This window comes from Escherichia sp. E3659 (assembly GCF_005781135.1).
Taxonomy (GTDB): domain Bacteria; phylum Pseudomonadota; class Gammaproteobacteria; order Enterobacterales; family Enterobacteriaceae; genus Escherichia.
The window spans coordinates 15764-28641 of sequence record NZ_VATQ01000031.1 but is presented as its reverse complement, the minus strand read 5'-3'; the positions used below and the strand labels follow the sequence as shown (position 1 = coordinate 28641).

Sequence of the window (12878 nt, the reverse complement as noted above, 5' to 3'; positions counted from 1 at the left end):
AACGGGCTGCCCGCAGGGCGACGAGGAATTTTCCAACATAGTCTCCTGTTCCGTTCAGAAAGGATGAGGTAAGCGATACCTTGTTTTGCAAAATCATTTTTGCATTAGATAAGACCGAAATAATATTTATTATTTACCAAGGCAAAAGCTGAATATAAATGTACAAAGTGATTCAATTCTAACTATTGTGGGTAAATGGATGGGAGTATCCTTTAATAACAGACAGCATGACTATGCTCTTCTGAAGCGAGCACAAGACAAAAGAGGTTCCGATATTGCTTTAGGAACTCTTGATACAAAAGATCCTGATGCTGATACTCACCTGCTTCTTGTTGAAGCAAAATAAATCTTAACTCTTACGAAACAGGTTGGCATTCAGGCACTCCAGACTCGCATATGTTCATGATCTACAAACAAAGACTCAAGATGTCATATCTGCGATGAATTCTACAAATTCTAAAATGGAGGATAAAGCATGAACTTAACTGAAATTTCAAAAGAAATTGAAAAATTGAAATACCATATAAGTATCCTTGGTGACATAATCGATTATCATAATCATCCCGTGGAGTCATTAACTATTTCAATGGATTGGAATGAAAGAAACATTAATCGTACACATGATATATTTGAAAAATACGATGAAAAATTAAGCAACAATGAAAAATTAAAATGGTATGAATTTGAAAACGACTTAAAAGATGAACTCGATATTGAATACCAAATGGTAAAACAAGTTATTCTTGCTTTTTACAAAAACCATCAGTGGACAGATGTTTGTTATCAATATGCGCTGAGTTTTGGCCCCAACATACCTGCCGAGTTTTACCAAATTATTCGCCACAATAACTGATTGTTTATCTGGTAGTAGGCTAAATCTATTACCAGATAAATGCATTTGTTCATAATCATTTATTTATCAACTAATCTAATGCACAAACTGATATGGGATTGATTCGGGCGATGAGGTAGTAAATTATATACGATATTAATAATAATCTTACGCATGCATTAATATCAATTAGTATAGTTTTCATAGTTAATCAATTTAAGGATAGAACCATGTATAATACAAAGCGGATTGCCTGGCGTGCATATAAAAAAGGGTATCATACAGGGGAGAGTATAAAATGGTTTTCATATTTTCACTCAATTCTGACTGGAGCCTGCTTTACCTTTTTTATTGGGCTTTTTAGTGTACCCCCTGTTAACATCTCCAATAGTTTTCCGCTGTGGTGGGCTACGTTAGGTTTCGCAGTATCAACATTACTGAACACAGGCTTCTCATTATTTTACATCTTCGCAAGTGGCGAAAGGGAATTCATTTTTGAACTACACTCATATAGTAAAGTCGGTAACTTATTGATTATTACCTCATTAGCACTACCAGTAATTTCATTTATCATGTTACTTTTTTATTACTCCACACATATTGGCGTAATTATTTTATTTGTCACGGCCATCATTTTATTGATAATAAAAAGAATGTTTTCAGAGATAAAATCAACGAAGGATAAAATAGAAAAGAAAAAGTTATGGTCAATTGAAAACGAAAAGTTTGATGATTATGATACAATATGTGAACATTATGACTTTCCAATTTTCACACCAGAAGAACAAACCCAGAGAAATATTGAGTTTTATTTCCTTATCAAAATAAATAAAATTATTAAAAATTTTCAAGACAGCAACCCTCAAATCGACAACATGGATAATATTGATTTTTTCAATAACGAATTACTCAGCATTATTCATGAAATGTATAACAGCAGAAATTTCCACCCGGGCATTTTATCAAAAAAAACAAAGGAATTGATTTTATTAACCATGACCGACAACAATGAATTGAACAAGGAAAAAATCGCAGAAGAGCTGACAAAACTGAATGAATATATTGAGAACAGACTTTATTATTTAAAATAGCTATCTTGCATTGCAACTAAACCGGCTGTAGGTAGTTTCAGATAAATTTGCACTCCGGGCATACACATCAAAAACAAAGCCCGGTTAGCCCGGGCTCTGCGCTTGTAATACACTTAACTATAGGCATGTAGCGTACGTTGGCAAAGAGCCGAACGTACGCAATCATTTTTGCCGAACCGGACGATCCCGACCATTTCATCTTCTTCGAAACGTTCCAGCGCGTCACTTAATCCGGAGCGCACGCCGCGAGGCAGATCGCATTGCGTGATATCACCATTGACGATAACCGTTACGTTTTCCCCGAGGCGGGTTAAAAACATTTTCATTTGCGCGGCAGTCACATTCTGCGCCTCGTCAAGAATGACAACTGCATTTTCAAAGGTACGTCCACGCATATAGGCGAACGGCGCGATTTCCACCTTCCCTATTTCCGGTCGCAGGCAATACTGCATAAAGGAAGCCCCCAGGCGCCGGACCAGCACGTCGTAGACCGGGCGAAAATAGGGAGCAAACTTTTCTGCGATATCCCCAGGTAAGAAGCCAAGATCTTCATCGGCTTGCAAAACTGGACGGGTGACGATGATCCTGTCGACATCCTTATGTATCAGGGCCTCTGCCGCTTTTGCCGCACTGATCCAGGTTTTACCGCACCCGGCTTCGCCCGTAGCGAATATCAGCTGCTTACTCTCAATAGCCTTCAGATAGTGCAATTGCGCTTCATTTCGCGCCACGATTGGCGAGGTATCGCGACTGTCGCGGGCCATACCAATGGCTTCTACGCCGCTCATCTGCACAAGCGAGGTGACCGATTCTTCTTCACGCTGTTTATGGCTGCGCGAATCCCGTCTCAGCACACGTTTTGCCTCGCGACGAGCTTTGATCACTGCTTTTTGTCTTCCCATGGAGAGCACCTTGAGTTGTTTGTATTCATCACACGCGCCGTTGGCAGCGCGATTATGCGCACGAACATCAGAGGGTTGGCTTCCTTGTAAGCCATAGTTTGCTTTTGGAAATAACACCGAAAACGGCTACGCGCACCGTTAAAGGCGTCGGTAACACGAGAAAAGGGAGGAAGTGAGTAAAAATACAGAGTGACGAAGTTGCTACCGGAGGAGAAATCTCCGCGTTTGGTCGAGCGTTGATTGTCAAAAACATGTCCAGTACAGGACGTTACCATCCGCGATCTCCATAGTGACTGACTATCACTGCCGGGAACTACCGCTGTTACTTAATAAGTACAACAGTTTTCGCATTCATTGCAACAATATATTTACTTATATTTAACTATAAAGCACCATTTCAGTGACATTAGTTTCTACTGGAAAGATGACAGTGTGATGACAGTGATGAAAAAAGCTGTGTGCTTTCAGCAGGATTCGCTTCAGGCATCTGCGCACGAACGCCGGATGCGGCGTGAACGCCTTATCCGGCCTACGGATCCGGCAGCGATTGTAGATTGTAGGCCTGATAAGATGCGCCAGCATCGCATCAGGCATCAGTGCACAAACGCCGGATGCGGCGTAAACGCCTTATCCGCCTAAAAACATTAAACCTGCAATAGCGCCCTTCCCAGGTAATCATTCGCGTCCTTCACTCCCGGCAGCGCAAAAAAATAACCGCCGCCGATAGGTTTGACGTATTCCTCCAGCGCTTCGCCATTGAGCCTTTTTTGTACTGTCAGGAAGCCCTTTTCCAGATCGTGTTGATAGCAGACAAACAGCAACCCCATATCCAGTTGTCCGGAGTTGGTGACCCCCAACGAATAACTGTAGCCACGACGCAGCATCAGGCTGGACTCACTCTCCGCCGTACGGGGATTCGCCAGACGAATATGGCTGTCCAGCGCAATCACCTTCCCTTCCGGATCGCTGGCGTAATCCGGCACATCGTGCTCATGCTTCATCCCCAGCGGCGCACCGGTTTGCTTATCACGACCAAAAATCGTCTGCTGTTCTTTCAGCGGCGTTCTGTCCCAAAATTCCACCCGAAACTGAATCAAGCGCACCGCCTGGTAGCTGCCGCCGATAGCCCACGCAGGTTCCTGCTGATCTGCCGTGACCCACACCACTTTTTGCATCAACTTATCATTCTGGCTATCGGGATTGGCGGTGCCGTCTTTAAAGCCCAGCAAATTTATCGGCGTCTCTTTGCCTTTACTACGCGCCGCGTGATCGGAAATAAACCCTTCCCGCTTCCAGCGCACGCTGAGCAAATCCGGTGTGTGTTTGATGATATCGCGCAGCGCATGTATCACCGTGTCCTGGGTGTTGGCGCAAATTTGTAGCAACACATCACCATGACATAACGCCGCATCCAGCGAGTCGTTGGGGAAACGCGTCATCTTCTGCAACTTTTTCGGCATCTGCGGCGCAAGCCCAAACCGTTCGTCAAACAATGAGTGGCCCACCGATAACGTGATGGTGAGATTATCGGGCGCAATGTAGTCGCCAAGAATGCCGGAATCGAGTGGTGGCAGGCGCGGATTTGGCGTTTCTGGTGCCGCTCCGCCCTGAGTCAGAAAAGCAAAACGCTGAGTCAACAAGCGAAACAGCCGTTCAAGATCGGCTTTATCACTGGCAAGCACATCAAATGCCACCAGCATCATTGCGGCCTGTTGTGGCGTCAGGATCCCTGCCTGATGTTCACCATAAAACGGCTGTTTCTCATTACGTGCATCCGGTGAAAGCGTACCCGGCGCACTTTGCGGTTTTTGTGCATGAGCGACCGGACAACTTCCCGCCAGCGCCAGTGCACCAATCCCTTTCAGTAAACGTCGGCGTGACGGTTCATTCACGCCGTTTTCATCTTCATACTGCATAACGCTTAGTCCAGCCCCAGCACACCGCGAAGTTGCGCCAGATCTTCCGCCAGCGCAGTAATCGGCCCTTTCAGCGCGTTACGGTCGGCATCGGTCAGTTTGTCGTAGGTTTCAAAACCGTCTTTGGTACGGTATTTCGCCAGAATAGTATCGACCTTTTTGAAGTTAGCATCGACTTTTGCCAGCAGCTCCGGGTTGGCTTTTTGTAGTTGTGGACGCAGCAGATCGACTATTTTCTGCGAGCCTTCAACGTTAGCCTGGAAATCCCACAGATCGGTGTGGCTGTAGCGATCTTCTTCACCGCTGATTTTGCTGGCTGCCACTTCCTCAATCAGTCCGGCTGCACCGCCGACCACTTTTGAAGGTGGGAAAGCCAGTTCACTGATGCGTTTTTGCAAATCGACCACATCGGTATAAAGCTGGTCGGCATACTTATCCATCCCTTTGGTGGTGTTGTCGCCAAACAATGCTTTTTCCAGACGGTGGAAACCAGTGAATTTCGGATCGGCGGCTTTTTGCTCGTAATCATCTTCACGGGCGTCAATGCTGCCATCCAGATCGGAGAACAGTTCAGCAATCGGTTCAATGCGCTCATAGTGCTGGCGCGTCGGCGCATACAGTGCTTTCGCTTTTTCGATATCGCCTGCTTTAATCGCGTCGGTAAAGGCTTTGGTGTCGGTCACCAGCTGTGTGGTTTCCGCCATGACATACGCTTTATATGCAGTAATTGCACCACCAAGACTTAACAGCGCATCACTTTGCGCCGCATCCGCCGTTGCCTCACCTTTGACGATCAACTTCCCTTTCGGGTTAGTCAGCAGACCGCAGGTCATATCGTATTCGCCAGGCTGTAAATTCGCCGTCATTTTCTGGCTAAAGCCAGGGGCGATATTTTCCCGCTCTTCCACCACCATCACGCCTTTAAGGATCTCCCACTCCAGCGCCTTCTGGCTGTGGTTCTGAATAATGAACTGTGTTTTCCCGGCGTTAACCGTAATGGTCATCGGTTCGCACTGCTTATCCGTCACAGTGACTTTGACTTGCGGAATATCAGCGGCGTTAGCCATAAAAGCAGAAGAAAACAGCGCAGCCACGCTCAACTGCAATGCGTTACGGCGGAAGTTAATGGTCATGACGAGACTATCCCTTTAAAGTATGTTGTAACTAAGCAAGAGTTTGCGTCGTATTTGCTACGCAGAACGAGACGCTGTCGCCCCTGCGCGTGGTGGCAGGGCAAATGCCACCAGCGCCGGGATGAGATAAATAAACCAGACGGCGACTTCGCTGACGCTCGGCGCTTCCTGATAGCCAAAAATCCCTTCCATCAGCGTGCCAAACAGCGAGTGAGTTGAGAGCACCGCACTCATATCGAAGGCGATTTCCTGAAAGTGGTTCCACAGGCCAGCTTCATGAAATGCGCGAATGGCACCTGCCGCCAGCCCTGCGGCGACGAAGAGAATAAACAGGCTGGTCCATTTAAAAAATGCACCAAGATTGAGGCGAATACCGCCCCAGTAGAGCAGGAAGCCGAGCACCACGGCTGTAGCAAGACCGAGCATTGCACCCAGCGGCGGCCAGATCCCGACATCTTGTTGAAATGCTGCCAGCAGGAAAAAGACCGACTCCAGCCCTTCCCTTGCAACGGCAAAAAAAACCATCATCACCAGCGCCCAGCCATGATGATTTCCACGCTGCAATGCGCTATCGACTGCCTGTTCCAGTTGCACTTTGACGTTGCGCGACACTTTACGCATCCAGAAAACCATCCAGGTAAGGATCACCACGGCGATCACCGCCACGATACCTTCAAACAGTTCCTGTTCTTTTTGCGGAAATTCGCCGGTGGTTTCGTTAATGAAGATTCCCAAGCCCAGGCACAACGCAGCGGCAAGCAACACGCCAATCCACATCACACCAATCCATCGGCCTCGCTGGGTACGCTTAAGATAGCTGGCAATCAAACTGACAATTAGCGCGGCTTCAAGTCCTTCGCGCAACATAATGAGAAACGGAACAAACATGCCACCCACCCTTAAACGTTTTTCTGAGTCAATCTATGCAAAGAAAAGTAAATCGCAGTGATAGCGATTATCATTACGGTGAAGAAAAATACAAGCGGAATGTAGTGATAATGATGAAAAAATGTAAATTTTTTTGAGAAAAACGCAGAGGGCAATCACTGATTGCCCTCTGCCTGCTTCTGATTATGACGCGGGATTTTCGGTAAAACGCCTTCCCTTAGCTTTCCTGCAACCGTGACGGCGGAGCCGAATGATAGTGCGCATCGGCCTCGGCAAAGCGTTTTTGCATCGCCGCTGACGGCGCTTTACCCAGCAAACTAAACACTACAATCCCGATACTGCCGAAGATGAAGCCCGGAATAATTTCGTACAGTCCCAGCCAGCCGAACTGCTTCCAGACGATAACCGTCAGCGCACCGATGATCATCCCCGCCAGCGCACCGTTGCGCGTCATGCGTGACCACATCACCGAGAACAGCACCACCGGACCAAACGCCGCGCCAAAGCCTGCCCACGCATAGCTCACTAAGCCCAGCACGCGGTTTTCCGGGTTTGCCGCCAGCGCAATCGCCACCAGCGCCACCACCAGCACCATCACACGCCCTACCCACACCAGCTCTTTCTGGCTGGCATGTTTACGCAGAAACGCTTTGTATAAATCTTCGGTAATCGCACTGGAACATACCAGCAACTGGCAGCTTAAGGTTGACATCACCGCCGCCAGAATCGCCGACAGCAGAATCCCGGCAATCCACGGGTTAAATAGAATTTGCGCCAGTTCGATAAACACACGCTCGGCGTTCTGATTTACCGCACCAGCCAACGCCGGATGATCGTTAAAGTAAGCAATCCCAAAGAAGCCGACAGCCACCGCCCCTGCCAGGCAGAGGATCATCCAGGTCATACTGATACGACGCGCATGGACAATGCTGTGGTGAGAATCCGCCGCCATAAAACGCGCCAGAATGTGCGGCTGACCGAAGTAACCCAGCCCCCAGCCCATCAGCGAGATAATGGCAACAAAGTTCAGCCCTTTGAGCATATCCACGTTTTCGATGCTCTTTTGTTTGATCACTTCCAGCGAGTCGCCAAAGCCACCGACACTGATAATGACGATAACCGGCGTCAGGATCAGGGCAAAAATCATCAGGCTGGCCTGTACAGTATCAGTCCAGCTCACCGCGAGGAAACCGCCAATAAAGGTGTAAAGGATCGTCGCCGCAGCTCCCGCCCACAGAGCCGTTTCGTAGCTCATGCCGAAGGTACTTTCAAACAGACGCGCGCCTGCCACAATGCCCGAAGCGCAATAAATGGTGAAGAACAGCAAAATAACCAGCGCGGAGATAATGCGCAAAATGCGGCTTTTATCTTCAAAGCGCCCGGTGAAATAATCCGGCAGAGTTAAGGCGTTATTATTGTATTCGGTATGAACACGCAACCGCCCGGCCACCAGTTTCCAGTTAATCCACGCGCCTAATGTCAGGCCAATGGCGATCCAGCTTTCGGAAATCCCGGAAAGAAAAACCGCGCCTGGCAACCCCATTAACAGCCAGCCGCTCATATCCGACGCACCCGCCGATAATGCCGTCACGAATGGCCCAAGGCTACGACCGCCCAGAATATAATCGTCAAAGTTTTTCGTTGATCGCCAGGCGATAAACCCAATCAATATCATGCCAAAGATATAGACACAAAATGTCACCAACATCGGTGTGCTAATAGCCATCTAAAGTCTCCAAAAATTATTATCGGCAATGTCGAAACTTGCCGTTATATCTGCCACCGGAACGGGGTAACAGAGTTTATGTTTTACCAGGGCGACCGTATCCTGCCGGAAGTGCTGGTTATTCACAATCGATTTAACACATCATTTACATCAAATTTTATTGCCCAGCGATACTATTTTTCATCAGGTTGCACTTCCTCACATTTTTTACGGTTGCACCTTTCAAAAATGTTAACTGCCGCAGAGAAAAAGTCTGCGTTACTTTTTTAATCCCTGTCATATCGATTTCCTTTATTAACATTTCATTCATTTTTAAGCTTGCTACGTAAGTCACATTTAACGTGGTTGCACAAAGTTGCAACATAATGGATATTTCACGATAACGTTAAGTTGCACCTTTCAGAACAACAGGAGTAATGGCATGGGAACCACCACCATGGGGGTTAAGCTGGACGACGCGACGCGTGAGCGTATTAAGTCAGCCGCGACACGTATCGATCGCACACCGCACTGGTTAATTAAGCAGGCGATTTTTTCTTATCTTGAACAACTGGAAAATAGCGATACCTTGCCGGAGCTACCTGCGCTGCTTTCTGGCGCGGCCAATGAGAGCGATGAAGCACCGACTCCGGCAGAGGAACCACACCAGCCATTCCTCGACTTTGCCGAGCAAATTTTGCCCCAGTCGGTTTCCCGCGCCGCTATCACCGCCGCGTATCGCCGCCCGGAAACTGAAGCGGTTTCTATGCTGCTGGAACAAGCTCGCCTGCCGCAGCCGATTGCCGAACAGGCGCACAAACTGGCGTATCAACTGGCCGATAAACTGCGTAATCAAAAAAACGCCAGTGGTCGCGCAGGTATGGTTCAGGGGTTATTGCAGGAGTTTTCGTTGTCATCGCAGGAAGGCGTGGCGCTGATGTGTCTGGCGGAAGCGTTGTTGCGTATTCCCGACAAAGCCACCCGTGACGCGTTAATTCGCGACAAAATCAGCAACGGTAACTGGCAGTCACACATTGGTCGTAGCCCGTCTTTGTTTGTTAATGCCGCCACCTGGGGGCTGCTGTTTACCGGCAAACTGGTTTCAACCCATAACGAAGCCAGCCTCTCCCGCTCGCTGAATCGCATTATCGGTAAGAGCGGTGAACCGCTGATCCGCAAAGGTGTGGATATGGCGATGCGCCTGATGGGCGAGCAGTTCGTCACGGGTGAGACCATCGCGGAAGCGTTAGCCAATGCCCGCAAGCTGGAAGAAAAAGGTTTCCGTTACTCTTACGATATGCTGGGCGAAGCCGCGCTGACTGCCGCAGACGCACAGGCGTATATGGTTTCCTATCAGCAGGCGATTCACGCCATTGGTAAAGCGTCCAATGGTCGTGGCATCTATGAAGGGCCGGGCATTTCAATCAAACTGTCGGCGCTGCATCCGCGTTACAGCCGCGCCCAGTATGACCGGGTAATGGAAGAGCTTTACCCGCGTCTGAAATCACTCACCCTGCTGGCGCGTCAGTACGATATTGGTATCAACATTGACGCCGAAGAGGCCGATCGTCTGGAGATCTCCCTCGATCTGCTGGAAAAACTCTGTTTCGAGCCGGAACTGGCAGGCTGGAACGGCATCGGTTTTGTTATTCAGGCTTATCAAAAACGCTGCCCGTTGGTGATTGATTATCTGATTGATCTCGCCACCCGCAGCCGTCGCCGTCTGATGATTCGCCTGGTGAAAGGCGCGTACTGGGATAGTGAAATCAAGCGTGCACAGATGGACGGCCTTGAAGGCTATCCGGTTTATACCCGCAAGGTGTATACCGACGTTTCTTATCTCGCCTGTGCGAAAAAGCTGCTGGCGGTACCGAATCTAATCTACCCGCAGTTCGCGACGCACAACGCCCATACGCTGGCGGCAATTTATCAACTGGCAGGTCAGAACTACTATCCGGGTCAGTACGAGTTCCAGTGCCTGCATGGTATGGGCGAGCCACTGTATGAGCAGGTCACCGGGAAAGTTGCCGACGGCAAACTTAACCGTCCGTGTCGTATTTATGCTCCGGTTGGCACACATGAAACGCTGCTGGCGTATCTGGTGCGCCGCCTGCTGGAAAACGGTGCTAACACCTCGTTTGTTAACCGTATTGCCGACACCTCTTTGCCACTGGATGAACTGGTCGCCGATCCGGTCTCTGCTGTAGAAAAATTGGCGCAACAGGAAGGGCAAACGGGATTACCGCATCCGAAAATTCCCCTGCCGCGCGATCTTTACGGTCACGGGCGCGACAACTCGGCAGGGCTGGATCTCGCCAATGAACACCGTCTGGCCTCGCTCTCTTCTGCCCTGCTCAATAGTGCACTGCAAAAATGGCAGGCCTTGCCAATGCTGGAACAACCGGTCACGGCTGGTGAGATGTCGCCCGTTATTAACCCTGCGGAACCGAAAGATATTGTGGGCTTTGTGCGTGAAGCCACGCCGCGTGAAGTAGAACAGGCGCTGGAAAGTGCGGTTAATAACGCGCCAATCTGGTTTGCCACTCCTCCGGCTGAACGCGCGGCGATTTTACATCGCGCTGCCGTGCTGATGGAAAGCCAGATGCAGCAACTGATTGGTATTCTGGTGCGTGAAGCCGGAAAAACCTTCAGTAACGCCATCGCCGAAGTGCGTGAAGCCGTCGATTTTCTCCACTACTACGCCGGACAGGTGCGGGATGATTTCGCTAACGAAACCCACCGTCCATTAGGGCCTGTGGTGTGTATCAGTCCGTGGAACTTCCCGCTGGCTATTTTCACCGGGCAGATTGCTGCTGCACTGGCTGCAGGTAACAGCGTACTGGCAAAACCGGCAGAACAAACGCCGCTGATTGCCGCGCAAGGGATCGCCATTTTGCTGGAAGCGGGTGTACCGCCAGGCGTGGTGCAATTGCTGCCAGGTCGGGGTGAAACCGTGGGCGCGCAACTGACGGGTGATGATCGCGTGCGCGGGGTGATGTTTACCGGTTCAACCGAAGTCGCTACGTTACTGCAACGCAATATCGCCAGCCGCCTGGACGCTCAGGGTCGCCCTCTTCCGCTCATCGCTGAAACCGGCGGCATGAACGCGATGATTGTCGATTCTTCAGCACTGACCGAACAAGTCGTAATAGATGTGCTGGCCTCGGCGTTCGACAGTGCGGGTCAGCGTTGTTCGGCACTGCGCGTGCTGTGTCTGCAAGATGAGATTGCCGACCACACGTTGAAAATGCTGCGCGGCGCAATGGCCGAATGCCGGATGGGTAATCCGGGTCGCCTGACCACCGATATCGGTCCGGTGATTGATAGCGAAGCGAAAGCCAATATTGAGCGCCATATTCAGACCATGCGTAGCAAAGGCCGTCCGGTGTTCCAGGCGGTGCGGGAAAACAGCGAAGATGCCCGCGAATGGCAAAGCGGCACCTTTGTCGCCCCGACGCTGATCGAACTGGATGACTTTGCCGAATTGCAAAAAGAGGTCTTTGGTCCGGTGCTGCATGTGGTGCGTTACAACCGTAACCAGCTGCCGGAGCTGATCGAGCAGATTAACGCTTCCGGTTATGGTCTGACGCTTGGCGTCCATACGCGCATTGATGAAACCATCGCCCAGGTCACTGGCTCGGCGCATGTCGGTAACCTGTACGTTAACCGTAATATGGTGGGTGCAGTGGTTGGTGTGCAGCCGTTCGGCGGCGAAGGGTTGTCCGGTACCGGGCCGAAAGCAGGCGGTCCGCTCTATCTCTACCGTCTGCTGGCGAATCGCCCGGAAAGTGCGCTGGCGGTGACGCTCGCGCGTCAGGATGCAGAGTATCCGGTCGATGCGCAGTTGAAAGCCGCATTGACTCAGCCGCTAAATGCACTGCGGGAATGGGCAGCAAATCGTCCAGAATTGCAGGCGTTATGTACGCAATATGGCGAGCTGGCGCAGGCAGGAACACAACGATTGCTGCCAGGGCCGACGGGTGAACGCAACACCTGGACGCTGCTGCCGCGTGAGCGCGTGTTGTGTATTGCCGATGATGAACAGGATGCGCTGACTCAGCTCGCCGCCGTGCTGGCGGTGGGCAGCCAGGTACTGTGGCCGGATGACGCGCTGCATCGTCAGTTAGTGAAGGCCTTGCCATCGGCAGTCAGCGAGCGTATTCAACTGGCGAAAGCGGAAAATATAACCGCTCAACCGTTTGATGCGGTGATCTTCCACGGTGATTCGGATCAGCTTCGCGCATTGTGTGAAGCAGTTGCCGCGCGGGATGGCGCAATTGTTTCGGTGCAGGGTTTTGCCCGTGGCGAAAGCAATATCCTTCTGGAACGGCTGTATATCGAACGTTCGCTGAGTGTGAATACCGCTGCCGCTGGCGGTAACGCCAGTTTAATGACGATCGGTTAAACAGGT

At 50.1% G+C, this 12878-nt stretch carries 8 protein-coding genes; 3 read left to right on the top strand and 5 right to left on the bottom strand.

The genetic code is table 11. From position 1 onward, the window contains the following. The first annotated feature begins 475 nt into the window (after positions 1–475). Both FEK47_RS20050 and FEK47_RS20045 read left to right on the top strand, forming a co-directional pair. Complete coding sequence (locus FEK47_RS20050; RefSeq protein WP_130215847.1) at positions 476–853, top strand: DUF1878 family protein; 378 nt, start codon at positions 476–478, stop codon at positions 851–853. A gap of 209 nt (positions 854–1062) precedes the next feature. Continuing rightward, complete coding sequence (locus tag FEK47_RS20045; protein WP_135486344.1) at positions 1063–1923, top strand: hypothetical protein; 861 nt, start codon at positions 1063–1065, stop codon at positions 1921–1923. Between the two features lie 113 nt (positions 1924–2036). Here FEK47_RS20045 and phoH read toward each other — a convergent pair whose 3' ends face one another. The 5 genes from phoH to putP all read right to left on the bottom strand — a co-directional run bounded on the left by phoH (position 2037) and on the right by putP (position 8488). After that, positions 2037–2825: a phosphate starvation-inducible protein PhoH gene (gene phoH, locus FEK47_RS20040; RefSeq protein ID WP_167850467.1), complete on the bottom strand. Its 789-nt coding sequence runs from the start codon at positions 2823–2825 to the stop codon at positions 2037–2039. Positions 2826–3469: 644 nt separating this feature from the next. Continuing rightward, entirely contained in the window at positions 3470–4741 is a 1272-nt protein-coding gene (gene efeB, locus FEK47_RS20035; RefSeq protein WP_135486345.1) for an iron uptake transporter deferrochelatase/peroxidase subunit, read from the bottom strand. A 5-nt stretch (positions 4742–4746) separates the two neighbouring features. After that, complete coding sequence (efeO, locus tag FEK47_RS20030; protein ID WP_000154380.1) at positions 4747–5874, bottom strand: iron uptake system protein EfeO; 1128 nt, start codon at positions 5872–5874, stop codon at positions 4747–4749. A 57-nt stretch (positions 5875–5931) separates the two neighbouring features. After that, positions 5932–6762, bottom strand: coding sequence for an iron uptake transporter permease EfeU (gene efeU, locus FEK47_RS20025; RefSeq protein ID WP_000497942.1), 831 nt, complete (start codon positions 6760–6762; stop codon positions 5932–5934). A gap of 217 nt (positions 6763–6979) precedes the next feature. Next, positions 6980–8488, bottom strand: coding sequence for a sodium/proline symporter PutP (gene putP / locus FEK47_RS20020; RefSeq protein ID WP_001018479.1), 1509 nt, complete (start codon positions 8486–8488; stop codon positions 6980–6982). A 421-nt stretch (positions 8489–8909) separates the two neighbouring features. Between putP and putA the strand changes: the two genes are divergently transcribed. Then, positions 8910–12872: a trifunctional transcriptional regulator/proline dehydrogenase/L-glutamate gamma-semialdehyde dehydrogenase gene (putA, locus tag FEK47_RS20015; protein WP_135486347.1), complete on the top strand. Its 3963-nt coding sequence runs from the start codon at positions 8910–8912 to the stop codon at positions 12870–12872. Positions 12873–12878: the final 6 nt, after the last annotated feature.

Excerpts from the sequence above, each read along its gene's own strand:
- FEK47_RS20050 (WP_130215847.1), top strand. The coding sequence starts at position 476 with ATGAACTTAACTGAAATTTCAAAAGAAATTGAAAAATTGAAATACCAT.
- FEK47_RS20045 (WP_135486344.1), top strand. The coding sequence starts at position 1,063 with ATGTATAATACAAAGCGGATTGCCTGGCGTGCATATAAAAAAGGGTAT.
- phoH (WP_167850467.1), bottom strand. The coding sequence starts at position 2,825 with ATGGGAAGACAAAAAGCAGTGATCAAAGCTCGTCGCGAGGCAAAACGT.
- efeB (WP_135486345.1), bottom strand. The coding sequence starts at position 4,741 with ATGCAGTATGAAGATGAAAACGGCGTGAATGAACCGTCACGCCGACGT.
- efeO (WP_000154380.1), bottom strand. The coding sequence starts at position 5,874 with ATGACCATTAACTTCCGCCGTAACGCATTGCAGTTGAGCGTGGCTGCG.
- efeU (WP_000497942.1), bottom strand. The coding sequence starts at position 6,762 with ATGTTTGTTCCGTTTCTCATTATGTTGCGCGAAGGACTTGAAGCCGCG.
- putP (WP_001018479.1), bottom strand. The coding sequence starts at position 8,488 with ATGGCTATTAGCACACCGATGTTGGTGACATTTTGTGTCTATATCTTT.
- putA (WP_135486347.1), top strand. The coding sequence starts at position 8,910 with ATGGGAACCACCACCATGGGGGTTAAGCTGGACGACGCGACGCGTGAG.